Source organism: Wolbachia endosymbiont of Bemisia tabaci (genome assembly GCF_003999585.1).
In the GTDB taxonomy this organism is placed as follows: Bacteria; Pseudomonadota; Alphaproteobacteria; order Rickettsiales; family Anaplasmataceae; genus Wolbachia.
Window position 1 is genome coordinate 1,007,919 of sequence record NZ_CP016430.1, and the last position, 25,226, is coordinate 1,033,144.

A 25,226-nucleotide genomic window follows, 5' to 3' on the forward strand; every position below is an offset into this window, starting at 1 on the left:
ATTTGATGAAGATTCAGTGTCTGTGTATGTTGTATGTTACATAGGAATGGCACTATTTGAAAATAGCTTGGGATTTTATATAGCTGCAAATGGTATCTATACTGCAAAAGAATGCGTATTAAAGTTACTCAAACTTCCTTCATTATATGCGATGATTCTAGGCTTCTTTTTAAGTATATATGATATACAAATACCAACTTTTTTGACAGATGTTATGATAAATATCAGAAGTACATTTATCACATTAGGAATGGTGCTGCTTGGAGTAAGTATTGCACAAATTACAAATTTTAAAGTAGATTGGAAGCTTGCCTTGACCACTATTGTAGCAAAGTACATATTCTGGCCGTTATTTGTTTTGGGAATTGTCTTACTAGACAAGCATGTTACAGGTATATATGATGAAAGCATCTATAAAGCACTGATGTTACTGGCTATTATTCCGATTTCTGGGTCCAGTATAATACTTGCTAATATTTTAAATTACCAACCAGATAAAGCTACTTTATTGCTCCTAATTAGTACTGCAGTGGGACTATTTTATGTTCCACTTATAATATCATTATTTTTTACTAAACTTGTCCCTTTTTGATCAAAAATTTAAGCGCTAGGCCTATTCACAAAACTTGAATTTAGACTAGACTTCTTGGATAATCATAAAAGAAACTAATCCTTTTTTTCCTCTCCTTTCTTATTTTTTCACACAGAATAGGAAGTTATCAATTGATGGAATTTTCGCAATAATGTCAATAGCAGTAAGATTTCCTACACCTTTTAGCAGGTCTATAGTTGAATTTGGATGTTCTATGAGCAGCAACAAATAAATGTAACTTGCCTTTTTCTATATGATGCTATTAACCGAATAGGTATTCATTTGACATTTCCATATCTTTGTTATCATTAGTAATACTAAAGGGAAAACTAAACTTAATAAGATTTGGAAGCATATTGTTGTTCCATGATTCACGTAATGCTGCTATGCCTTCGTTGCAGACGTTGTCATAAAGTAAATTAAATTCTTTAATATTTGAAAAACTACCATCCCTTAGCGCACTCATTAATATTATTCCACTTTCAACATCAATATCATTAGAAATTAAATCAAGTTTAACAAGATTTGGAAAGTTACCATTCTTTAACAATTTAGTGATTGCTATTGAGCCTTCTGCGCCAATAATGCTAGAAGTTAATTTACACTCAGTAATATTTGGAAGATTAATATTCTCTAATGCTTCATTTAAAACTTCTCCGCACTGAGCATCAATATAACAATTAGATAAAGTCAAGCTTGTAATATTTTGCTTTTTCTGTAAAAAGTTTACTAGCTTTTCCATATATACATATAGATTATTTAACTCTAAGGTGTTACTATTAACATATTGATTAAAGTCAACTTCCATGGTTTCTATAAGTTATAGAGCTGCTAATTATAGCATAAATTTAAATAATTGTCAACATTATGAACAACTAACTTTACTTCTTTTTAACCTGATACCTATGCTTTGTTTCAAATTTCCATCAAAAAGTAACATTACCCCCTCCAGCCAACCTTTCTGCTTCATTTCGTGAAATCAATGCCTCAATAAATTCATCTAGTTCACCTTCTTTTATAATCTGTTCTAATCGATGTGAAGTGAGATTAATTCTATGATCTGTTATTCTTGATTGTGGAAAGTTATAAGTTCTTATACGTTCAGAGCGATCTCCAGAACCAATTTGGCTTTTTCTCATTGTTGACCTTTCCATTTCTTTTTTTTGTCTTTCAATTTCGTATAGCCTTGCTCTCAACACTTTGAGCGCTTTAGCCTTATTTTTGTGCTGCGATTTTTCATCTTGCTGTATTACAACTATCCCTGTTGGCAAGTGGGTGACCCTTACTGCGCTGTCAGTTGTATTCACTGATTGCCCTCCAGGACCACTGGATCTATAAACATCTATGCGTAAATCTTTTTCTTCTATTTCAAAGTCAACCTCTTCTACTTCAGGTAATATTGCAACAGTAGCTGCGGAAGTATGCAATCTTCCTGAGGATTCAGTTTCTGGCACTCTTTGTACTCTGTGCACCCCTGACTCAAATTTCAGTCTTGCAAAAACTTCTGTTCCATTAATGAGTGCAGAAGCTTCCTTATAGCCACCTATACCTGTATTAGAAATACTTATTGGCTCAAACTTCCAATTTCTTCTTTCTGCATATTTTTGATACATACGAAATAACATCGCTGCAAATAATGCTGCTTCTTCTCCGCCTGTGCCTGCCCTAATTTCTAATATTGCATTTCTTGAGTCATCTTCATCTTTGGGTAATAATGCCAACTTTAGTTTTGCTTTTACTTTCGGTAATAGTATCTTTTGCTTCTCAAGAAGTTCTTCTTTTGCTAACTCTTTTATATCACCATCGCTGTTCTCAGCTTTCATGATTTCTTCTAAATCTGAAATTTCCTCTTTTAATATATTATATTCATCGATTATCTCGATAATTGGTCTGAGTTCAGAGTATTCCTTTGAAAAACTAACGAATTCTTTTTGACTCAAATTGGTAGGGTTTTCCAGATTTCTCTCTACATCAGAAAACTTTTTTTTTAAGTCTTGTAAATTATTCTCTATATCCATATAGTACAGGTCTAGTTTTCAGCTGTTTAAGTAAGTAATATATACTGAAATAAAAAATTTCTTATATCAAGCAATAACACTATAATTGTCTCGAATATTTCTACCTAAGTATAATGGCAAAACAGATAACATCAATCTGCAGCTTCATATTTGGAGCTTCAGACAAAAAATCATTACCAGATGAGTCAGCTCCAGAGATTGCATTTGCTGGTAGATCAAACGTAGGAAAATCAAGTTTAATCAACTTGCTGATAAACAGCAAAAAAGCTGCAAGAGTTTCTTCTAAACCTGGATGCACTAGACAAATAAATTTTTACTCTATGTACAATGATAAGTTTAGGATTGTCGACCTACCGGGTTATGGCTATTCTTGTGCAAGCAAGGAAGAAGCAGTACAATACTTAAACCTAATTGAGTACTATCTAATTCACAGGAGAAATCTAAAAAGAGTGTTTGTGCTTATAGATAGCAAGGTAGGATTAAAAGAAATAGACAAAGACTTTGTTTATTGGTTAATATGTAATAATATTGACTTTAATATTGTGCTAACAAAAATAGATAAAGTGAATCAGGAAAGTCTAGATGCTATTCTAGAAAATACTCAAAAGTGGGTTAATAATGAACATGTATCAATTCATCAAATAAGCATTCGTGTTAAGCATAAAATCACCAAGGTAAGAGATGAGTTTTTCAAATTTACAAGATAAAAAAATGAAAAGTGATGAATCTTTAAATGGTAAGATGCCATTGAAGGAAAAAACAGAAATATTATTTGAAGTTCTGTCTAACATACCTAAATTTGTAGGCGAAACTTTTATCATCAAATGCAGCAGTGTAATAATTTCAGATGAAACGCTGCTTAGTGCTTTTGCGCATAATGTTGTTCTGTTGAAACAGCTTGGTATAAATCCGGTGGTAGTTCATGACGGAGAATATGAAATTAACTCAGTGTTAAAAATGCTAGGTATGAATGATAAGTTTATAAATGGTGTCAGACTTACAGACAAAAGCACTATGAAAATCATTGAAATGGCACTGTGTGGCTCAATTAACAAAAAAATTGTTCAGCATATAAATTCTGCTGGTGGTTCAGCTATTGGACTATGTGGAAAAGATGGCAACCTCATAAAAGCTGAAAAGATAAGCACTACGCTTAGGGAAAATAGATTAAATAATATTGAAAAAATACTAGACATGGGATTTATCGGTAGACCAACTGAAATCAATCCTGATATATTATTCTTTATTGAAGAATCAGATTCTATACCAGTTATTGCACCTATCGGTTATGGAAAAAATGGAGAAACATATCATATTGATACTGATAGCACTGCAAGTGCAATTGCACTTGCAGTTTACGCATCTAAAATGATAATCTTGAGTGATACAGATGAGGAAATAAACAAAGTTGGCAATAGAAGAGTCTTGATTAAAAATTTAAAAGAATCGATTGATTGTGGAAAAATTGAAGGAGAAAAATTTGTTGAAAGGCTTATGTCATATACTAAAATGGTGGAAGAATGTGCAGGGGTTGTTCACATAATTGATGGTAGAGTACCTAACATTATACTTGATTTATTTACTGAGAATAATTCAGGTATATCAATAATGGATGATTAATAGCTGTACTGCTTATAACCATATGAACATTGAAAATTTTGGAATAGCTTATGTCAAATTCCTATTCTCTTTTCCAGTTTTTTAGGGGTTTTTTTCTTGCAAGCATAATAGTTTCGTATACATAATGAAAACAAATGGTATTTTTAGCTTGATAACAGAGGAAAATAAAGAGGGCTTAGGTGTAACACTCAAATAATGATTTACCTTATGGATACCGCTAGAAAAGTTGATTAAGGTATACAATTCTCTCTGCGTCAAGTTACTGAAGATATCGAATCTACAAACGCTTTGGATTTAGTATACTACGCCTCTGTACACAGTATCTTTAATGTAAATGCCCATGTGATTCCATAGATAATCTCTGTTTTTTTATTTTGTCTGTCCATTTATCATTTTCTATATCTTGTTTGTTGGTTGCTTTTTCTTCTTGCTCAACAATTGCCTTATCTATCTCCTTATGAATTGCATCAATTGCATTAATTGCATTTTTTTCTTTGTATACTTCGCTTTTTCCTTCAATAATTAAATTGGTAAAAATATTTACAACAAACTGCACTTGATTATGATTAACCTGACCTTTTATCAAAAAAGGTAAAGATCTTAATTCTATTATATATTGACCTATGTTATTCTCTATGCCTTCTGTATGCATTAATATTTCATTATCAAACTCTCTCAATATTTCTGATGCTATTTTACCTTGAAAGAAAAGCCCTAAATTATCTGCTACTTCACTTATTAATAACTCTCTGTTTTCTTTATTATCTTCCAATTTAGTATAATCACGCAGTAGATCCATAACTGCAGATACTCTGACTTCAATAATATCATCAACATCTTCACCTCCGAATAAATCGGGAAATTAGAAGATAAAAAACTGAAGGTGCAACAACACAACCAACAGCACCAATTAATAGAAAAGTATTACCTATGATCATCATTCTCCTTCTACCATAACATTCGGATAATGGACCAAAAAACAACCCTCCTATGCAAAAGCCTAAAAAATTATAAGCAATAGTTAATTGAATTGTGCCTTCCGGTACGTTAAAATAGCGTACTATATCAGGAAAACTAGGTACAGAAATATCAATTTCAATGAACTTAGCAATTAGAGACAGGATTAACAGAAATGGTAGTAACATTTGAGATTTTCAATTAATGAATAAGAATATCACATTTTACTATTATTAAAATGGTTAGAAACACCTCACGTAAAGCTATGGTGGGATGCGGATATAAATTAGACACCAGAGTTAATTGAGAAAAAATATAGCAATTATGTCAAAGGATTCAAACGTTTAAAACTTAAGACACAAATTATTGAAAAACCAATGCATGCATTCATTATTAATTGTGACGGAGTTGATATTGGTTATATTCAATACTATAACAAACATGATTTTCCACCTGAGCAGGGCTACGATACTTCTGAGCTTCCAGAAAGCTGTGCTGCTATAGACTGGTATATCGGAGAGCTGGATTATGTGGGCAAAGGCATTGGTCCACAAGCTTTGAATATATTTTTAAACGAATTTGTCTTTAAAGTTTCTGAAAATGCTTTTGTTGACCCAGATACAGCAAATGTTCGTGCAATCCGTGTTTACGAAAAAGTTGGATTTAAAAAAATTATGGAAAATAATAGTACGATTTTAATGATTAAGGCAAGAATTTCTGATTAAATTATTACAAGTGGTTTACAAAAACATACAAGAGGCTTTATACAAATTTAACAAATTTTATCATAAAAATATTATTCTTAGGTCCTCAAATTTTGGCACTCAGTGAATCTTTTTTAACTAACTATGAACTTGATTAATTGGAAAATAAATTTTATTTACTTTTACAATACCTTAAAATCTAATATCACTTTATCAGTCAAAGGTATCACAATAGGCTAGTATGTTCTTCACTCTTTTCCTCAAAATATTACCTATTTACATTACAATACTTATTGGTTACTTAGCAGGAAGATATCTTAAAATTGATAGAAATACTATATCTCAAATACTCTTTTATATAGCTAATCCAATAGTGATTTTATACGGAGTATCTCATACAGAAGTTAATTTAAAAGTAATTTCTCTGCCGATTTTGATATGGTTTATAGGTAGTACTATGTCCTTATCAGTGTATTATCTTTCTTCTTTTTTATTTAAGGACAACACGAGAAACATATTAGCGTTTAGCTCGGGCAGCACAAGCATGGGTTATTTTGGTCTACCGATTGCCATGGCTTTATTTGATGAAGATTCAGTGTCTGTGTATGTTGTATGTTACATAGGAATGGCACTATTTGAAAATAGCTTGGGATTTTATATAGCTGCAAATGGTATCTATACTGCAAAAGAATGCGTATTAAAGTTACTCAAACTTCCTTCATTATATGCGATGATTCTAGGCTTCTTTTTAAGTATATATGATATACAAATACCAACTTTTTTGACAGATGTTATGATAAATATCAGAAGTACATTTATCACATTAGGAATGGTGCTGCTTGGAGTAAGTATTGCACAAATTACAAATTTTAAAGTAGATTGGAAGCTTGCCTTGACCACTATTGTAGCAAAGTACATATTCTGGCCGTTATTTGTTTTGGGAATTGTCTTACTAGACAAGCATGTTACAGGTATATATGATGAAAGCATCTATAAAGCACTGATGTTACTGGCTATTATTCCGATTTCTGGGTCCAGTATAATACTTGCTAATATTTTAAATTACCAACCAGATAAAGCTACTTTATTGCTCCTAATTAGTACTGCAGTGGGACTATTTTATGTTCCACTTATAATATCATTATTTTTTACTAAACTTGTCCCTTTTTGATCAAAAATTTAAGCGCTAGGCCTATTCACAAAACTTGAATTTAGACTAGACTTCTTGGATAATCATAAAAGAAACTAATCCTTTTTTTCCTCTCCTTTCTTATTTTTTCACACAGAATAGGAAGTTATCAATTGATGGAATTTTCGCAATAATGTCAATAGCAGTAAGATTTCCTACACCTTTTAGCAGGTCTATAGTTGAATTTGGATGTTCTATGAGCAGCAACAAATAAATGTAACTTGCCTTTTTCTATATGATGCTATTAACCGAATAGGTATTCATTTGACATTTCCATATCTTTGTTATCATTAGTAATACTAAAGGGAAAACTAAACTTAATAAGATTTGGAAGCATATTGTTGTTCCATGATTCACGTAATGCTGCTATGCCTTCGTTGCAGACGTTGTCATAAAGTAAATTAAATTCTTTAATATTTGAAAAACTACCATCCCTTAGCGCACTCATTAATATTATTCCACTTTCAACATCAATATCATTAGAAATTAAATCAAGTTTAACAAGATTTGGAAAGTTACCATTCTTTAACAATTTAGTGATTGCTATTGAGCCTTCTGCGCCAATAATGCTAGAAGTTAATTTACACTCAGTAATATTTGGAAGATTAATATTCTCTAATGCTTCATTTAAAACTTCTCCGCACTGAGCATCAATATAACAATTAGATAAAGTCAAGCTTGTAATATTTTGCTTTTTCTGTAAAAAGTTTACTAGCTTTTCCATATATACATATAGATTATTTAACTCTAAGGTGTTACTATTAACATATTGATTAAAGTCAACTTCCATGGTTTCTATAAGTTATAGAGCTGCTAATTATAGCATAAATTTAAATAATTGTCAACCTTATGAACAACTAACTTTACTTCTTTTTAACCTGATACCTATGCTTTGTTTCAAATTTCCATCAAAAAGTAACATTACCCCCTCCAGCCAACCCAAAAGAACTCATTACTCAGTGAAACAAGACTTGAAATTTTGTGCAATGCTGCTGATTATATCTAGATATGCATCCTTTCCAGGCTCTACATCTGATCCAATAGGATCAAGAATCACCATTTTTACGTCACTAGAAAAGACATTAGGCTTTATGCTATCCTCTCGTGAATGAGAAACAATACATTTAACGTTTTCCTCTTTCATTACCTTTTTTAATTTCATTAAACTCTTCATACCTATGTAAGAATCTTCTTCTATAGAAAGAATGGCGCTTGGGTAACTTAAATCAAAATATTTTTCGAAATATTGATAAGCATCGTGAGTAACTATGTATTTTTGATTTTTTAACTCATCCAATTCTTTCGTAATTTTTTCTACTTCTTGGTCTATCTTTCTTATAGCCTCCTCTGCGTTAGTATTGTATCGATAGGCATTTTCTTTATCTATATTAGATAATGTTGCACTGATAGAAAGTATCATACTTTTTGCATTTTCAGGATTCAGCCAAATATGCAAATCTTTTTCATCTTGAATGTGACTAGAAAATGAATGTGTTCGAGCAGGAAGTAGATCGATTGCACTTGATAGCGGTATTAACTTCTTATTTTCTTTAGCGAAAGTTTTAATGAATGTTTCCAAAGAATCATCGATATAAAATATAATATTGCTAGATTCTAATTTACTTGCGTCTGAAGGCCTGAGCATGTAGTTATGTTCAGACACTACTTCGTACATTAGTAGTTCTGGCTTTGAAATTCCATCTGTAACAGAAGCTACAAGTGAGTGTATAGGTTTGATTGTAGCTACAATTTTTAAATTGGATGAAAAGGCACTATTGTAGTATAATGTAAATGAAAGTAATAGAAAAAAAAACAGTAAATGTCTCATATAAATGTTGAGAAGAAGTCAATTTTTGCCAAAAAATTAAGTAGTGTCAATAACTGCATTCTAAAAATAGAAAACCTTACTCTTTCATACGGTAACAAAAAAGTTCTTGATAATATCAACATATCAGTACAAAGAGGAGATATAGTTACAATACTTGGTCCAAATGGCGGAGGTAAAACCTCTTTAGTGAAAGCAGTTGCTGGTATAAATAAAGGTTTTATTGGCAGTATTGTATTCGCTGACAATATAAAAATTAGCTATATGCCACAAAATTTTAGTATTGGTAATTTGATGCCAATAACAGTTGAGTCTTTCCTTTTCAATAGCTCCTCGAAGAAATTGAAGAAAAATCAACCCATTGTTACAGAAGCAATAGAATTGGTTGGTATCGGTAACATCCTAAAAAATCAAGTATTAGAAATCTCTGCAGGACAAACACAATTACTGCTGCTTGCACGCTGTTTAATTTCAGAATCTGATTTGATCATTTTAGATGAGCCAGTCAGTGCAATGGATATTAACGCACGATCTAAATTTTATGATATTATAAATAAAATCGCAAAAGAACGATCAGTGTCGATTCTCATGACTTCTCATGACCTTAACTCTGCTCTACCATCCTCAGATTACATAATTTGCATAAATAATACTATCTATTATCAAGGTAAACCTGATGAAATTATGGAGATAAATGAAATATTTGGCAGTTACGCAGCGAAATGATTCAAAATATTCTACGTCTTCTGCAAATAACTACAGTGCTAACACGTTACAATGTGTTACCTTATTTACTTCCACCATCAAAAAAATCAATAAATAAAATACAAGGTCATAAACTAAAGCGTGCTCTTGAAAGATTAGGTCCGGTGTTCATTAAATTTGGGCAATCCATTTCATCACGCACTGATATTTTAAATGAGGACATAACAAATAACTTGCTATTGATATGTGATAGATTGCCATCATTTTCGTATAAAATAGCAGTTAAAACTATAGAAAGTGAGTTTAATTGTAAATTAAGCGACATTTTTTCAAGTTTTTCTGAAAAGCCAATTGCAGCAGCATCAATTTCTCAGGTGCATAGAGCAGTTACAATTGAGGGTAAGGAAGTTGCTGTAAAGGTTTTGAGGCCAAATATTGAGAAAACATTCTCAAGGGATATAAAAATGCTTTCTTGGCTTGCAGAAATTGCAGAAAAATTTAGTGAACAATCAAAAAGGCTGAAGCCAGTTGAATTAGTCAAAACTTTTGCTGAAATTTGCCGATTAGAGTTAGATCTACGTTTTGAGGCTGCCCACTCTTCGGAACTGAAGGAAAATACTAAACATGACAGAGGTTTCTACGTACCTGAAATAGATTGGAGTAGAACTTCAAAAAAGGTTTTAACATTAGAATGGATGGAAGCTATACCAATATACGAAGTTGAAAAGCTGAATAACCGCAAGCAAATAGCTATCAATCTTATAGAATCTTTTTGTAATCAGGTATATAGGGATTGTTTTTTTCATGCTGATATGCATCCTGGAAATTTAATGATCGATAGTAATAACAATATTATTGCCCTGGATTGTGGAATCATGGGTAGAATAGATCGTGAGACATGCTATTACGTTATAGAGATACTCAAAGGCTTTTTAAATAGGGATTATGATCACGTTGCAAAAATGCACTTTAGAGCCGGTTATGTTCCATCACAGCATAGAAATTTTGTTACAGCTTGCAGAGCAATAGGTGAACCCATTGTTGGACAGCCTATACAGAAGATTTCATTTGCTCGATTACTTACTCAGCTATTAAAAATAACTGGTGATTTTGATATGAAAGTTCAAACACAATTGTTATTGCTGCAGAAAACTATGATTTTATTAGAAGGAACATGTAGGAAAGTCTATCCAGAAATCAATATGTGGAAAGTAGTTGAAACATGGATAAACAATCAACATGAAAGTAAAATAGGGTATAGGGAAAAAATTAAAAGCTCTTATCCCATAAAAGCAATTCAGGGAATATTTAGCCTTATAGAAAAATTAAACCTAATAGCTGACAAAAAATTACAAGTGAAAAATAGATCAAATGGAAAAGCCTACTTTTTACTTTGGTCTGTAATTATAATTCTCATCGTTAAACTTTTAATTTCTTGAACTAAAAGATAATAGAAGCAAGTTTACAACAACTATTTCAGTCTTGAAACCACTCAGGTTTACATTCACTCGAATTATCAAGGTATTTTCAGTATGTACAAAAATTTTCAGAAGAGTTTAGACAAGAAGTAAAAACCTTAACTTCATCCTAAACAGATAACATTACCAAGCTCAGTGCTTATCACATCACTCAGTACTGTACTTGCTTTATATGAACAGTAGCATCCAATTGTAAGGAAGACAAATGCAGCTACAGCAAGTGAAATACATATTTCTAAATTCGATATTGTTAAACATGCACCAACAGCAAACGCTCCAAATAACACAAAAGAAGCAGAGGAATAGTTACTTTGCCTTCTATTATAAATGTTTGCTTCTGAAAGTTTTTTGTTTTTGTTCTTTAAGTCTTGATTTTGAGCTTGAAGTTCTAATCTCTCTTGCCTAAAATCCCTTTCTAACTGTGAAATTTTGTCAGTGTCTCTTGTTCTTTCATCTACGACCCTATTCAACTCTTGCTCTTTTTCTGCAAGTTGAGATTTTGTTCTTTCAAGTTCACCTTCCAGGTTTTCAAGTCGCTGCAATTCTTGAGCAATAAACTCATCGTTTATTTCCGGAGCAACATTATGTGCATTTGCTGAAGACTGTTCTACAGTTGCAGGAAATTTCTCAATTAGATAATTTTTAATAGATTCGATTGGATTATGAACATTCCTCAACGCAGCAGTAACAATTGCATGATTTATGAAACAGTTATCTTTCACTAATTCTTTCACACCATCCAAATCTTTTTTATCAATAGTATCAGTTAATTGCTCTTTAATAGTTCGTTCAATTATTTGCTTTACCCATTGATTTCGTTCTATAGCTGGTATTGGTTTTATTTGACTAAAATCTAGCTCCTTATGTTTTAAAAGTTTAGTCAATACTTCCTCGTTATCTTGTGTTATTCCTTGTAAACATGATGTATATAACAATAAACTTACTTTAATTTTTCTTCTTTAAATAATACGTGTCTTCTGACCACTGGGTCATACTTCCTAAACTCGAGCTTCTTGGGAAGGTTCTTAGGATTACGTTTTTTTACACAAAAATAGCCTGTTAGTTTCTCTTCTCCAGTTTTTGTTGTTTTAGTTGCAGTGCTAACTAGCTTGACAAGCAAAGAAGCATTTTTTTTCACCATAATTGTTAGTAACATAATAAACTCTATGCAAGTTTATTACGCAAAACACTAAAAGTCAACCCAATAATGCAGATCGCAAAATTCTTGACAATCAATAATATATTAAGTAGCATAAGAACATTTCAGAATGAAAAGTAGACGGTAAATAAGTGGCGAGTGATGGCAAAAGGTTATTATTGATAGAAAGTACTACCTGTTCTAACGAGGTAAGGGTTGCCCTACTAGTTAATGGTAGGGTTGTAGAGTTTGAACAAGAATTCAAGGAAAAAAGACAATTAAGAGGTAATATATACGTTGCTTATGTAAAGCGTATAGAGCCTGCTTTGCAGGCCGTGTTCATTGAGTATGGAAAAAATAAGCAAGGTTTTTTGTCTTTTTCTGAGATATCTCTAAATTACTTTAATATTCCAGAAAAAGAGAAGGAAATTTTCCCTGATGAAGACTATTCGAGCGGTGTGGACTGTTCAAATGATAATTGCACAGAAGAAGGCCTAGATTCTACAGCTAGTAATGAATCCAGCAGTAGTTTTGTGAGGGGGGTACCTTTACATAGAAAATATAAGTTACAAGATGTGATTTCAGTAAATCAAAAGTTATTAGTTCAATTAACTAAAGAAGAACGAGGAAATAAAGGAGCTTCATTTACAACATACGTAACTTTGGTCGGTAGATACTGTGTTTTCATGCCCAATTCCATAAGTAGGGGTGGAGTATCTCGCAGAATTGAAGATACCAACGTTAGAAAACAGTTAAAGGATATATTAAATTCAATAAATTTACCAAAAGGCTCAGGTTTAATAGTAAGAACTGTTGGTGCAGGAAAAAGTAAGAAAGAAATTGAGCAAGATTACAATAATTTGACCTTATTATGGCAAAATATCCAGCAAAACTTCTCTTCTTTAAATGTTCCATCATTAATTTACAACGAAGCAGATGTAGTTATGAGATCTGTACGTGACTTTTGTAGTAATGATACAGAAATTATAGTATCTGATAGAGAAGTTTGTGAAGCGGTAAGAAAATACACTAAAAATGTGTTACAAGGAAAATTGCGTCCTAGATTATATAGAGGTTCTGTTCCAATCTTTACTTACTATCGAGTCGAAGATCAAATTTCTGAATTATATAGCAATAGAGTAGAATTGCCATCTGGTGGGTCTTTGGTGATAACCTTAACTGAGGCATTTGTTTCAATAGACGTAAATTCAGGGAAAATGACAGGAGAAGATAACATAGAAGAAACAGCTTATAGAACTAATATGGAGGCATTATCTGAAATATCAAGGCAAGCGAATCTCAGGGGCTTATCAGGGTTAATAGTTGTTGATTTTATTGACATGTTGAAACTTGAGTATTGCAAAAATGTTGAATTTGCTATTAAGCAGGCGTTTAAAGATGATAAAGCTAAAGTTCAATTTAGCTTTATCAATGACTTTGGTTTAATGGTCTTTTCAAGACAAAGAATTAAACCAAATATACAGGAAATTAATACTACAGAGTGCTTACGCTGTAAAGGTATTGGAAGAGTGAAATCAAACGAAGTGGTTGTTGCATCGATACTAAGGGATTTGCAACATATTGCTAATAAAAATCAAAATAAGTCCTTTGATTTAATAGCACGCAGTGCAGTTATAGCGCACATTTTTAATAATAAGCGTGATATGGTTTCTACAATCGAAAAAGAGTTCAATATTATATTAAATGTTAGTATTGATAATAGTTTAGATGCAGATACATTTATTTTAAAGCAAGGAGACCATATTAATTTTAATGATTATAAGCCATTGCAGAATTCTGGATGTCAAATTGTGAATAGCAGGGATAAAGAAGCTGGTAGTTCAGATAAACTACCGGGCAACTTTTGGTTAACTAAATGGCTTTCGCGCCTTTTGGGCTCTAACAACTAAACGGAACTTGTAATTAACGAGTTTTATACTTATATATTTTACATCAGATAATATTTAAAAGGGAGTATTCATTATGGGAAGAGCAATAGGTATAGATCTTGGAACAACAAATTCTTGTGTTGCAATAATGCAAGGCAAGGATACAAAAGTAATTGAGAATAAAGAAGGAGCAAGAACTACTCCATCTATAGTTGCATTTACTTCATCTGGAGAAAGGTTGATTGGCGCTCCAGCAAAAAGGCAAGCAACTACCAATGCAAATAATACTTTTTTTGCAACTAAGAGATTGATAGGTCGCCAATATAGCGATCCTGAAATGAAGAATCTAGGTGTACCGTATAAAGTGTTTGCAGCAAAAAATGGTGATGCATGGGTTAAAACAACTGATAGTAAAGAATACTCTCCTAGTCAAATTGGTGCATTTATACTACAAAACCTGAAAGAAGCAGCTGAGGCTTATCTTGGGGAAGAAGTAAAGGATGCTGTGATAACAGTGCCGGCGTACTTCAATGATTCTCAACGTCAAGCAACAAAAGATGCAGGAAAAATTGCTGGATTAAATGTCCTCAGAATAATTAACGAACCAACTGCTGCAGCACTTGCTTATGGTCTTGATAAAAAGCACGGACACACAATAGTAGTGTATGATCTTGGTGGTGGTACATTTGATGTTTCAGTTCTTGAAATAGGTGACGGAGTTTTTGAAGTAAAGGCTACAAATGGTGATACTCACCTTGGAGGGGAAGACTTCGATAATGCAGTAGTAAATTATTTACTGGGTGAATTCAAGAAAAGTAATGGCATTGATTTGAAAAACGATCCAATGGCTATGCAAAGAATCAAAGAAGCTGCAGAAAAAGCAAAGGTAGAATTGTCAAGTGCAATGGAAACAGAAATAAATCTACCGTTTGTTACAGCTGATGCAAGTGGTCCAAAACACTTAAATATGAAGCTAACAAGAGCAAAGCTTGAAAGTTTAGTGAATGATTTAATTGAAAGGACTATAATTCCTTGCAAAAAAGCTCTTGAAGATGCTGGTTTGTCTGCTAGTCAAATTGGTGAAGTAGTTCTTGTTGGTGGCATGACTCGTATGCCAAAAGTCATAGAGAAAGTTAAAGAATTCTTTGGCAAAGATCCACATAGAGGAGTTAACCCTGATGAAGTTGTAGCAATTGGGGCTGCAATACAAGCAGGAATTATTCAAGGTGATGTAAGAAGAGATGTGTTACTACTTGATGTAACTCCACTTTCCCTTGGTATTGAAACTTTAGGGGGAGTATTTACTCCACTTATTGAACGTAATACTACTATTCCTACTAAAAAATCTCAGGTATTTTCAACTGCAGAAGATAACCAAACAGCCGTTACAATTAAGGTACATCAAGGTGAAAGAAAATTGGCGATTGATAATAAACTGCTTGGTCAGTTTAGTTTAGAAGGAATACCACCTGCTCCTCGTGGGGTTCCTCAAATTGAGGTGACATTTGATATAGATGCAAATGGAATAGCGCACGTTTCTGCAAAAGATAAAGCTACTGGAAAAGAGCAAAAAATACGTATTCAGTCTTCAGGTGGTTTATCTGATGATGAAATAAATCGCATGGTAAAAGAAGCTGAAGAAAAAGCGCAAGAAGATGAAAAGCGCAAAAAGTTTATTGAAGTGAAGAATCAAGCGGATAGTTTAGTTCATTCTACAGAAAAATCTCTGACAGAATATGGTGATAAAATTTCTCCAGAAGATAAATCTGCTATTGAAAATGCAGTTAATGAGTTAAAGGAAGTGAGTAAATCTGACAACATTGATGATGCTGATTCAATACAACAGAAAGTTACTAACCTCTCTCAGTTATCTATGAAACTTGGAGAAGCTATGTATAAGGAATCTCAACAACAACAAGGTGGAGAAAGCTCATCCACAACAAATAATGAGGAAGAAAAAGTAGTAGATTCTGATTATCAAGACATGGATGATAAAGAGGAAAATAAGTAATTCGATTGTCATCCCAGTGCCCAGATACTGTGGGATGACAAGAGGAGCGTATTGTTGCTTAAAGGAACTATTGTGGATATTATTAAGACAATAGAAGAAAAATTACACGATTCAATAGGTGTAATTGATATTAATATTATCGATGAATCAGCAAAGCATGTAGATCATTATTTTGCTTCTTCTTCAACACTACCTTCACATATCAAATTAGTATTAATATCTAACGACTTTTCTGGAATGAGTTCTTTAAAGAGGCATAAATTGATCTATGAATTATTAAAGAGTGAAATAGAACGAGTACATGCGATTTCTCTTAACTTATATACGCAAAGTGAATATAATTTAAAAAATAAATAGTAGAAACGTGAGAGGAGAGTCTTTATTAGTTAAAGCAGGAAGAAAATTTAATGATTATAAAGGATCGATGAACCCACCAGTTTATCATTCTTCTACCATATTATTTCCTACTTACAAGGATTACTTAAGTGCAGCGAATGGGGAGAGTATATATGATGTGATCAATGATGGTGTTGCAAGGGATTACAGCTATAGTAATGTTGGTACGCCTACTGTTCATTATTTTTCAAATGCACTGGCTGAAATTGAGGGTAGGGGGCAAGCACTCATCTACCCTTCTGGATTATTTGCACTTACTTTTGCTATTTTGACTTTCACTAAAGCAGGTTCACATGTCTTGATACAAGATAATAGTTATTATAGACTAAAGAGATTTGCCGAAAATGAACTACCAAAAAGAGGAGTAGAAGTAACTTTTTATAATCCGACACAGGATATAACTGATTTAGTTCAGAGTAATACTTCACTAATCATGATTGAGACTCCCGGTTCTATAACGTTTGAGATTTCAAATATAGAGCATATAGTAAAAGTTGCTAAAGAACGTGGAATCGTAACCGTTTGTGACAATTCATGGGCCACCCCTTTGTTGTTTAAGCCGCTTGATTATGGAATTGATGTTGCACTATATGCGGTGACAAAGTATCTAGCTGGTCACTCAGACTTAGTGATGGGAGCTATGGTTGCTGAAGGTGAAACTTTTAAATTCCTTTATGAGAGCTATAAAAATTATGGAGTCACCATTCAATCGCATGACTGTTACCTTGCACACAGGGGACTTAGAACACTGCAAACACGCATGAGGAAGCATCAAAGTACAGCAATGCAAGTGGCAAAGTGGCTGGAAAAACATCCAAAAATCAAAAGAGTTTTGTATCTAGCACTTCCCTCCCATCCTCAATATGAATTATGGGAAAGTTATTTCAAAGGGGCAAGTAGTGTATTTAGTATAGTACTAGATAGAGAATATTCATGTGAGGAACTAAGCTGCATGGTTGATCACATGAAAGTTTTCGGCATTGGTGCTTCTTGGGGAGGATGTGACAGTTTGATAATACCAGTAGACCATAGATCTATGTCAAGATCTGTCATGAATTCAGATTATGGTGGAAGTTTTGTGCGAATATTTTGCGGACTAGAAGATCCTGAAGATTTGATTTTTGACTTGAATACTGCATTAATAAGACTGCCATGTTCAAGTGTTAAAGATGATTGTGAGACTGAAAGAGCTACTGCATAACATTGTAAATGCTGACTTTGATATTGAAATCAAAGGCGTCACATGTAATCCTAAGAGAGTTAAAGAAGGTTACCTTTTTATTTGTGTGTCAGAAAGGAGTAAAGAACACGTAACATGTCTTCCTACTGGATGTGTACACAACTGTGTAGACGTTGTAATACAAGGGGCCAAGAAAGATGTCATCCCACTGCTCAGACACTGGGGTCCAGAAAATTTAATTGTAAATAAGCATACTAGACAATTGTATAATGAAAACTGGATTCCAGTGTCCGCCACTCGAATGACAAGTACTCCAAGTTTTGCAGTGCTTTACCACTCGGACCCTCAAGGAATATACAGTGAAATAGTCAGCAGGTTTTATCAATTCAAACAACCTAAATATATTGCTGCTGTAACTGGTACGAATGGTAAAACTTCAGTAGTGGAGTTTTGTCGCCAGATTTGGCAAGATAATGCAGCGTCTATAGGAACACTGGGAACATGTGTCAATAATAATAGAAAAGATAATAGCCTTACAACGCCAAGTGCAGATGATCTTTATTCCACATTGCGTGACATAAATAATAAGAACGTAGAACACTTAGCATTAGAAGCTTCAAGCCATGGAATCGATCAATACAGAATCCATGGACTTAGGCTCAATGCTGCAGCTTTTACTAATTTCTCTCAAGATCATTTGGACTATCACAAAAGTATCGATGAGTATTTTGAGGCCAAGAAAAGGTTGTTTGATGAGGTATTGCCAAAAGAGAAAACAGCGATTTTAAATGCAGATATAGGCGAATATGGAGAGTTGCTCAACATAGCTGAAAAGCGTGGCAACAAAGTTATAACCTATGGAAAAAAAAACTCTGACATTACTTTATTAAAGCAGATACCCACTGCCAATGGTCAATACCTAACAATTCAAATCGGCGATGAAATTTATAACGCATTTTTTCCGATTTTTGGGCAATTTCAAGCATATAATTTGTTGTGTGCAATCGGTATAGTTATTTCATCTGGTATGGACTATCAAAGAATGTGTATAGATAAACTCGCTTCTCTACCTGGAAGAATGGAAAAAGTGAACACTTTTGCATTTGTCGATTACGCTCATACTCCAAGTGCACTCAAACAAGCTCTGTTGTCTTTAAAATGGCACTTCAATAAAAAGATAGTTCTAGTGTTCGGTTGTGGCGGGAATCGTGATCAAACAAAACGTGCAGAGATGGGTAAAATAGCACAAATGCTTGCAGGTAAAGTTATAGTCACAGATGACAATCCGCGTGATGAAGATCCGGGGAAAATTCGTCACGATATTTTGTTACATTGCCCTGATGCACTGGAGATAGGAGATAGAAAAAAAGCTATAGAGAAAGGTATAAATATAGCACATGATGAAAATATGATTCTGCTAGTTGCAGGAAAAGGACATGAAAGATTCCAAATAATAGAAGGCCAATCCCTTGAATTTAGTGATGTTGAAGTTATTAGAGAGGGCCAAAAATTTGCTACTGCTGTTTTGCTCTCTCCTTCATCCAACGCCTGAATGGCTTTTTTCCTTAATTCATAACTGTACGCTGCTGGCATTTTTACCTTCTTGTTATACTAAATCACTATCTTATCTTGTTCCTACTATTATGAGAAGAGCTATACAAGGATATGAAAGTGGAGATTGTGGTTACAAGATTAGTGAGAGAATATAGAAAAATTGAGGATGAAATATTGCGTGATATAGTTCATTTAGTGATAAAGGCTCTTACAGGTATAGTAGTGCTTCATAAGTAAGAATATTTTTACAAAGAATTTAATAATCACAATTTAGGCAATGATGAAAGTTCTTTAAGAAAAAAGTTTAGTACTATCAAGAAAAGTTTGCATAGACATAGCAATATAATACATAATAATCAAAATATTCCAAATTCTGTCAATTTGCTTGCACAGTCAATTACTTCAGAACTTGGGAACTGGTTTTTAAACCAAGTGTACTGGCGTTTTGCATAATGCCTTGTGTTTGTTTGAGCAATCTGTATTGCTTCGTCTAAAGTAATCTCGCCTTTTAAGTATCTTATAATTTCTGGTACTCCATGTGCTTTCATAGCTGGCAAATGTGGAGATGGGTTCATACTAAGTAGGTTTTTTACTTCATCAATTGCTCCATTTTCAACCATTTCAATAAAACGAGAATTTATTTTTCGGTATATATCCTCACGTTTAGGTAGAATTGTATATACCTTAAAATTATTGAACAAAGGAGGCTGTCTATTTTCTTGCCATACAAAGATTGTCTTGCCAGTTTCAGTGATAACTTCAAGTGCTCTTGAGAGGCGATGTGAGTCATTAATAAATATTTTACCTTGAATCCTTGGATCTTTGCTTAGCACTAATTTGTAGAATTCCTCTTTACTTAAATTTTTTCTAAGTTCATTTACGTTTTCTCTCACTTCCTGGCTTATTTGTGGAATCGATGATAATCCCTTGATTAAGCTGCTAATGTAAAGCCCACTTCCTCCAGTGATGATCGGTATTCGTGAATTTTTCAGCGCGTTGTTAACTTCCCTCTTTAAATCCTCTAGCCATAAACCTACGGAATAATTTTCTCTTGCTGAAACATAACCGTACAGCCTATAAAATTCTTTCTGCTTTGGTGGTTGAGCAGTAATTACGGGAATCTCTTTGTATACCTGCTTTGAGTCACAGTTTATTATGCTAATGTTTTTATGCTTTTTTATCAAGTTATCGCATAATTCTGATTTACCTGAGGCTGTAATTCCTGTAATAATTACTATATTATCTTTCATTTATATTAATTTAACTAACCTATGATAGGGTGTAGTAAAAATTTGGATTCTACAATCTAAAATTTGGAGACTTTTATGGCAGAAAATGATAACGATAACTCGTTTACTAAGCGTTTTACAAATAGGACTTCTAATGAGACAAGAGGAGGTTTTTCCAGTAAGTATTCATCTCAAAATACCAAAGAACATGCACTAGGAGCAAAAGGAAAAATTTCTGAATTGGCAAACAAAAAAGCTGAAGCCAAGGAAGCTTTTTCTGAAAGTGGCGGCATAAAGAGTAAAAGCAGAACTATCAACGAAAGATCCTTTGCTGATGCAACAAGAAGAAGTAGATCAGATCTCATATACTTAGTCCGTGGTAAAGACCGTGGAAGGTCAGCTTGGCACTATGTATTAGTTGATAAAGATAAAAGAGAAATGTTTCTGGCAAAAAGCAGAACTGGCTCTATAGATGTTGCAGATTATGGAGAGATTTTATATTCAGGATGGGGAGATGATCCACCACAGGAGATAGTCGATAAAATCAATGCGGAGTTCGGATTGTAGTAAATCTGTTGTAAAAACGAGCAGTTGTTGCTGATAAAATTTACTGTAAGTATACAATAGATGCGCGCTAGCCATTTCGGTATCTTGATTGCTACCATATAGGGAGATAACGGTAAACCCAGAGCTATTGTAGACATAAGTTTTAGCTATATGGTATTTGAAGTAATAAATGCAATAAAAAATAATTTGTTAGCATGCTTTCCAACAGAGACAGTATATGCTCTTTCTTGTAATGCGCTAGGTAACGAATCTATAGAAAAAATATATCGAATAAAAAAGCGTTCTCAAAACAAGCCACTCTCTGTATTTGTTAGTAATATTGATAGTTTGATAAATATAGCAAAGGTAAAGGAAGAGTATATCGATTTAATAAACTATTTTTCTCCTGGACCAATGACCTATATTTTACCACTTCAAGATAACAGTATATTACCAAATGAGTTCTTTAAAGATAGTATAGGCATAAGAATTCCTGATCATCCTATTGCGATTTCAATATTAAATGAACTGAAAACTCCAGTAGTTGCAACTAGTATTAACATTTCAGGAGAAAAAAGTATATGCAAAGCAAGAGATATACCTCAGTCTATTAAGCAACACTTATCTGCAGTAATTGAAGATGATGAATTAGTTTCTGGTATAGAATCTACTATTATTGACTTAACTGGAGACAAGATTAAGGTTTTAAGAAAAGGTAAAATTTCATTACAAACAATAAATAACGCATTTTCAAACTAAGATCTATAGGAGAAAGAATGAAAAAAGTGATAGGCCACACCCAAGCAAAAAAAAGGATAATGAACAACTTATCTGTTCAATCTTGGCTGATCTGTGGTAAAAAAGGTATAGGAAAAGCAACACTTGCACAATCCTTTTCTAATTGGTTTCTGATAAAAAATTATGATGAAGTAGCATTAGACTTACGAATTGTTGAAGGTGATACAATAGGAGTGGAAAAGGTGAGAGAAATGAAAAACTTTTTGCACTTAAGCCCCATTCAATCAGAATATAAAATAGCTATAATAGATAGCTTAGAGTCAATGACTAATAATGCTAAAAATGCAATATTAAAAATATTAGAGGAGCCGCCACAAAATTCTAAAATACTTATAATTAGCCATAAACCATATGATATACAAACCACCATCCGGTGTAGGTGTTTTCAGCTGAATTTACTTCCATTAACTTACGATGAAACAAAGCAGGTTGTTTCATCTCAATGTAAATTTGACGATAAAATATTTAGTGAGATCATTACTTTGTTTCCTGGAACTCCGGGAGTAATAATAAATGCAATAAACAGTGGTGCTTATGAGTCACATAAGCATTTTTATACATTTTTCCGTAATCTAAATAATTCTGATATAGTTAATAAAATAATTAATAGTGAGATTGAGCTAGAACTAGCATCACATATAATTCAAACCTCCATTTTAGAAAGTATAAAGAAAGAAGTAAATAATGTTGAAATTCTGCTAAGTCAGTGGAAAGAAATAGATGAACTTTTCGTTGCTGCAAAGCAATTTCGCTTAGATAAAAAGCATGTTTTAGCTAATGTAGTTAACATCATGACACAAAAATATAATACTTTTAACATAAATTCATGATAAAATCCTGATAATTTAATACTTAAAGTATATAGTTTGACTGATAATAAATTAACTTTATGGCAATCAATAGAAGTTTTAACAAAAACCATATTGAACATGCAGAAAGAATTGAGTTTACTCAAGAATACAGCTTTAGACCAAGACGTCACTTTAGAAAAAGGGAAGGAGCTGTCAAGTGGTATCTATGAAGCAAATTTTAAGCTCAATAAGGCAATCAATATAGCTACTTTGCCAAAAATTGGCCATCGCATGCTCAGTGGCGAGTTAGTCATACTTAATCATATTACGAAAGAAGAAGTAAAGATTCCTAGAGATTTTCATTATCTTAAAGTTATTAAACTCAATCATGATGACTATAAACTAACGTTTTGTAATTTTTTAGGTAATGAGTTTTTTGAATATAAAAAGTATGATCCACAATATTCTGATCTTTCAGATGAATATAAATTCGTGGATTTTGGTAGTGTAAAAAAGACTAATAATCTAAAATTTAAGGAGTATGTTGGTCATGCACCTAAATTTTTTGCTGTAGAAGGTCTTATTGAGCCTGGATCTGAAAACCATGTAATTGATCTATTTGAGCTAGTCAGAGACGGTAAAGGCAGAAAAGTGGGAACCCTTGCTGATGAATTTGGTTATTTTGATGATCAAAATAAATTACACTACTATAATTATCACAAAAGTGCAGAAAGTAATACTTATGATCCTGAAAGCTTCAGTGTAAAAATGATAAATTTAGATGTGAAGAAAATTGATAAATTTCACCTTATTGCAGAACAAGGTGATATAATCATTCATCCTATTTTGGAAAATTTAGACATATTTTAAAGTTTTTTTAGAGTTATTATAATTAGGTTATGGAAGTTGAATCAGTAAAAAACAAAAGTTATTTCAGGAAAGCAGTAGAATGGTATTGCCACAGATACCTGTTCTGCGTTGTAGAAAGATCTTGGATGGCGTTAATAGCGTTACTTCTCTTAGTATGTTTATTTTTATCATTACTAAACATATACCTATTACTTCCTGTTAAAAAAGATTTAAATTTTGTGAAGTATACGAACCACACAGAAGATGAGTTTTCTACAATACATAAACTTAGTTTTAGTGAAAAAGAAGATGAATACACTTCCATAGCAAGGTATTTGGTAAGTCAATACGTTGAAGCATACGAGTCCTCTCAGATCGTTAAATCAAAGTATCAAGAAAATTTTATAAAAAACAATTCTATATATAAAATCTATCAAGACTTTCAGGAAAAAGTAAAAAATGAAGCTGTTTCATCCACAAGAAAAATTACCAGCACAAACGTAACAACACTATCTATTGACCGGTTGACCAAGAACTTAGTTACATTTGCTGGAAACGCTACTGTAGTTTTTACAGCTGAGCAAAATAAGAAGATGAAAGATTATGCTGTGGAGGTCAGCTTCACTTTGTCAAATATAAAAGCAACTCTAGCTGGAACAGTACCATTTAAATTTATTGTTAATAATTATAAGTATAGATGATTACTGAAAAAATAATTACAGTACACGCAGCAGTAAGAACTGGAGGTAAAACTAGAAGGATTGGTGTCTTTTTAATAAAATAATTTCTAGAAGGTTTTAAGAAAAAAGCATTGTAAATTATCGGTAAGAAGTATAGAGCGTTGAGTATAGTACTGACAATTAACACCAGAGCTACAAATATAGAAAGTGTTACATTACTAGAGTTAAAAACAGCTTGAAAGATGAGAAATTTGCTCCAAAAGGTCGGAGCAGGAGGTACTCCTATCATGGATAATGCACCTATGGTAAATGCTGTCATGCTAATTGGCATACTACGTCCTATACCGTGAATTCTATCTATATATTTTTCACCCGTTTTTGTTATTATGCTACCTGCAACAAAAAATAAAGTAATTTTTGCAAACGCATGGCAAACTAATTGAAAAATTGCAACCCTCATACTGAGTTCACTAAAAATTGAAGCAAACAATATAATATATGATAACTGAGAGATAGTAGAATAAGCAAGCAATTTCTTTAATTCCTTTTGCTTTAATGCAATTAACGATGCAGTAATAATAGTAAATCCAGCAGCGTACGGAAGCCATCCTCCAGCAAACCAATTTTGCTGCACAAAACGTTGCATGGTATCGACGCCAAAGGTGTATAATATGACTTTTATGATGATGAAAACTCCGGATTTCACAACAGCAACGGCATGTAGTAGTGCGCTTACAGGAGTTGGTGCAACCATTGCTTTTGGTAACCAAAAATGCATCGGCATTAATGCAGCTTTTCCTATCCCATAAATTAACATAGCAAAACACACTGCAATAAAAGTTATGAGTGAAGTATCAAATTTGAATATTCCACCACTTACAAAATCTAAAGTATGAAATTCATTGTATAAAAGGCCTATTGCAGGAAAAAATAACACTAAAGAAGAGAAAAACAGCACACCAAAGTAATAGCGCCCTGCAACCACTGATTCATTTGTTGAGTTATAAGTAACTAAAGGGTATGTACTAATAGTTAGAAGCTCATAAAAAATAAATGTAGTAAGCAAATCTCCAGAAA

24 protein-coding genes and 3 pseudogenes are annotated in these 25,226 nt (G+C 32.8%); 17 read left to right on the top strand and 10 right to left on the bottom strand.

Features of this window, described 5'->3' with window-relative positions:
* Positions 1 to 592 (top strand): AEC family transporter (locus BBB02_RS04940; RefSeq protein ID WP_179948506.1); only part of this gene is annotated, 592 nt, incomplete at its 5' end.
* Between the two features lie 262 nt (positions 593 to 854).
* Here the strand turns inward: BBB02_RS04940 and BBB02_RS04945 are convergent.
* Entirely contained in the window at positions 855 to 1,400 is a 546-nt protein-coding gene (locus BBB02_RS04945) for a leucine-rich repeat domain-containing protein (RefSeq protein WP_241654117.1), read from the bottom strand.
* Positions 1,401 to 1,518: 118 nt separating this feature from the next.
* On the bottom strand, positions 1,519 to 2,610 hold the full coding sequence (prfA, locus tag BBB02_RS04950) for a peptide chain release factor 1 (RefSeq protein ID WP_127464162.1): 1,092 nt from the start codon (positions 2,608 to 2,610) through the stop codon (positions 1,519 to 1,521).
* A gap of 110 nt (positions 2,611 to 2,720) precedes the next feature.
* Here prfA and yihA point away from each other — a divergent pair, with 110 nt between their 5' ends.
* Positions 2,721 to 3,317: a ribosome biogenesis GTP-binding protein YihA/YsxC gene (gene yihA / locus BBB02_RS04955; RefSeq protein WP_410543419.1), complete on the top strand. Its 597-nt coding sequence runs from the start codon at positions 2,721 to 2,723 to the stop codon at positions 3,315 to 3,317.
* Positions 3,292 to 4,230 (top strand): acetylglutamate kinase, encoded by a 939-nt coding sequence (argB, locus tag BBB02_RS04960; protein ID WP_245970082.1) that lies wholly within the window; start codon positions 3,292 to 3,294, stop codon positions 4,228 to 4,230. Before yihA ends, argB begins: the two co-directional genes overlap by 26 nt.
* 325 nt (positions 4,231 to 4,555) lie before the next feature.
* Here argB and BBB02_RS04965 read toward each other — a convergent pair.
* A pseudogene (locus BBB02_RS04965) lies at positions 4,556 to 5,077 on the bottom strand (hypothetical protein); the annotation flags it as partial.
* A pseudogene (locus BBB02_RS04970) lies at positions 5,076 to 5,375 on the bottom strand (MFS transporter); the annotation flags it as partial. The pseudogenes BBB02_RS04970 and BBB02_RS04965, both read right to left, overlap by 2 nt.
* Before the next feature lie 33 nt (positions 5,376 to 5,408).
* Here BBB02_RS04970 and BBB02_RS04975 point away from each other — a divergent pair.
* Together BBB02_RS04975 and BBB02_RS04980 are read left to right on the top strand one after the other, a co-directional pair.
* Positions 5,409 to 5,912: pseudogene (locus BBB02_RS04975) on the top strand (GNAT family N-acetyltransferase).
* 220 nt (positions 5,913 to 6,132) lie between these two features.
* Positions 6,133 to 7,062: an AEC family transporter gene (locus BBB02_RS04980; RefSeq protein WP_015588425.1), complete on the top strand. Its 930-nt coding sequence runs from the start codon at positions 6,133 to 6,135 to the stop codon at positions 7,060 to 7,062.
* 262 nt (positions 7,063 to 7,324) lie between these two features.
* Here the strand turns inward: BBB02_RS04980 and BBB02_RS04985 are convergent, their stop codons facing one another.
* Together BBB02_RS04985 and BBB02_RS04990 are read right to left on the bottom strand one after the other, a co-directional pair.
* Positions 7,325 to 7,870 (bottom strand): leucine-rich repeat domain-containing protein, encoded by a 546-nt coding sequence (locus BBB02_RS04985; protein WP_241654117.1) that lies wholly within the window; start codon positions 7,868 to 7,870, stop codon positions 7,325 to 7,327.
* Positions 7,871 to 8,032: 162 nt separating this feature from the next.
* Positions 8,033 to 8,908 (bottom strand): zinc ABC transporter substrate-binding protein, encoded by an 876-nt coding sequence (locus BBB02_RS04990; protein ID WP_127464163.1) that lies wholly within the window; start codon positions 8,906 to 8,908, stop codon positions 8,033 to 8,035.
* Here BBB02_RS04990 and BBB02_RS04995 point away from each other — a divergent pair.
* Together BBB02_RS04995 and ubiB are read left to right on the top strand one after the other, a co-directional pair.
* Positions 8,900 to 9,631 (top strand): metal ABC transporter ATP-binding protein, encoded by a 732-nt coding sequence (locus tag BBB02_RS04995; RefSeq protein ID WP_007302706.1) that lies wholly within the window; start codon positions 8,900 to 8,902, stop codon positions 9,629 to 9,631. The two genes, BBB02_RS04990 and BBB02_RS04995, sit on opposite strands and share 9 nt — an antisense overlap.
* Positions 9,628 to 11,049: a 2-polyprenylphenol 6-hydroxylase gene (gene ubiB, locus BBB02_RS05000; protein WP_127464164.1), complete on the top strand. Its 1,422-nt coding sequence runs from the start codon at positions 9,628 to 9,630 to the stop codon at positions 11,047 to 11,049. Before BBB02_RS04995 ends, ubiB begins: the two co-directional genes overlap by 4 nt.
* Positions 11,050 to 11,192: 143 nt before the next feature.
* Here the strand turns inward: ubiB and BBB02_RS05010 are convergent, their stop codons facing one another.
* Entirely contained in the window at positions 11,193 to 12,023 is an 831-nt protein-coding gene (locus BBB02_RS05010; RefSeq protein WP_245970086.1) for a TomO hydrophobic C-terminal domain-containing protein, read from the bottom strand.
* A gap of 5 nt (positions 12,024 to 12,028) precedes the next feature.
* On the bottom strand, positions 12,029 to 12,229 hold the full coding sequence (gene rpmG / locus BBB02_RS05015) for a 50S ribosomal protein L33 (protein ID WP_127464312.1): 201 nt from the start codon (positions 12,227 to 12,229) through the stop codon (positions 12,029 to 12,031).
* Positions 12,230 to 12,378: 149 nt separating this feature from the next.
* Between rpmG and BBB02_RS05020 the strand changes: the two genes are divergently transcribed.
* From BBB02_RS05020 to BBB02_RS05040, 5 genes are all read left to right on the top strand, one after another.
* On the top strand, positions 12,379 to 14,136 hold the full coding sequence (locus tag BBB02_RS05020; protein ID WP_127464165.1) for an Rne/Rng family ribonuclease: 1,758 nt from the start codon (positions 12,379 to 12,381) through the stop codon (positions 14,134 to 14,136).
* Between the two features lie 73 nt (positions 14,137 to 14,209).
* Complete coding sequence (dnaK, locus tag BBB02_RS05025) at positions 14,210 to 16,126, top strand: molecular chaperone DnaK (RefSeq protein ID WP_127464166.1); 1,917 nt, start codon at positions 14,210 to 14,212, stop codon at positions 16,124 to 16,126.
* A 72-nt stretch (positions 16,127 to 16,198) separates the two neighbouring features.
* A complete protein-coding gene (locus tag BBB02_RS05030; protein ID WP_127464167.1) occupies positions 16,199 to 16,483 on the top strand; it encodes a BolA family protein in 285 nt (94 codons plus the stop codon).
* Between the two features lie 7 nt (positions 16,484 to 16,490).
* Positions 16,491 to 17,723 (top strand): cystathionine beta-lyase, encoded by a 1,233-nt coding sequence (gene metC / locus BBB02_RS05035; protein ID WP_127464168.1) that lies wholly within the window; start codon positions 16,491 to 16,493, stop codon positions 17,721 to 17,723.
* The gene (locus tag BBB02_RS05040) at positions 17,692 to 19,254 is read left to right on the top strand and encodes a Mur ligase family protein (protein ID WP_127464313.1); all 1,563 of its coding nucleotides are present in this window, start codon (positions 17,692 to 17,694) and stop codon (positions 19,252 to 19,254) included. The genes metC and BBB02_RS05040 overlap by 32 nt, the downstream gene beginning before the upstream one ends.
* Positions 19,255 to 19,612: 358 nt before the next feature.
* Here the strand turns inward: BBB02_RS05040 and miaA are convergent, their stop codons facing one another.
* The gene (gene miaA / locus BBB02_RS05045; protein WP_127464169.1) at positions 19,613 to 20,506 is read right to left on the bottom strand and encodes a tRNA (adenosine(37)-N6)-dimethylallyltransferase MiaA; all 894 of its coding nucleotides are present in this window, start codon (positions 20,504 to 20,506) and stop codon (positions 19,613 to 19,615) included.
* Positions 20,507 to 20,581: 75 nt separating this feature from the next.
* On the opposite strand from miaA, the gene BBB02_RS05050 reads away from it, so the two are divergent.
* The 5 genes from BBB02_RS05050 (at position 20,582) to BBB02_RS05070 (ending at position 24,170) form a co-directional block, all read left to right on the top strand.
* Positions 20,582 to 21,052, top strand: a complete 471-nt coding sequence (locus BBB02_RS05050) for a hypothetical protein (RefSeq protein WP_127464170.1) — start codon at positions 20,582 to 20,584, stop codon at positions 21,050 to 21,052.
* A gap of 150 nt (positions 21,053 to 21,202) precedes the next feature.
* Positions 21,203 to 21,790: an L-threonylcarbamoyladenylate synthase gene (locus tag BBB02_RS05055; RefSeq protein ID WP_127464171.1), complete on the top strand. Its 588-nt coding sequence runs from the start codon at positions 21,203 to 21,205 to the stop codon at positions 21,788 to 21,790.
* A 17-nt stretch (positions 21,791 to 21,807) separates the two neighbouring features.
* Complete coding sequence (locus BBB02_RS05060; protein WP_127464172.1) at positions 21,808 to 22,659, top strand: DNA polymerase III subunit delta'; 852 nt, start codon at positions 21,808 to 21,810, stop codon at positions 22,657 to 22,659.
* Between the two features lie 36 nt (positions 22,660 to 22,695).
* Complete coding sequence (locus BBB02_RS05065; RefSeq protein WP_127464173.1) at positions 22,696 to 23,490, top strand: hypothetical protein; 795 nt, start codon at positions 22,696 to 22,698, stop codon at positions 23,488 to 23,490.
* 29 nt (positions 23,491 to 23,519) lie between these two features.
* Complete coding sequence (locus tag BBB02_RS05070) at positions 23,520 to 24,170, top strand: VirB8/TrbF family protein (protein WP_127464174.1); 651 nt, start codon at positions 23,520 to 23,522, stop codon at positions 24,168 to 24,170.
* Here the strand turns inward: BBB02_RS05070 and BBB02_RS05075 are convergent.
* Positions 24,148 to 25,226: proton-conducting transporter transmembrane domain-containing protein (locus BBB02_RS05075; RefSeq protein ID WP_458694614.1), on the bottom strand; the 1,079-nt coding region annotated here is incomplete at its 5' end. The genes BBB02_RS05070 and BBB02_RS05075 overlap by 23 nt on opposite strands.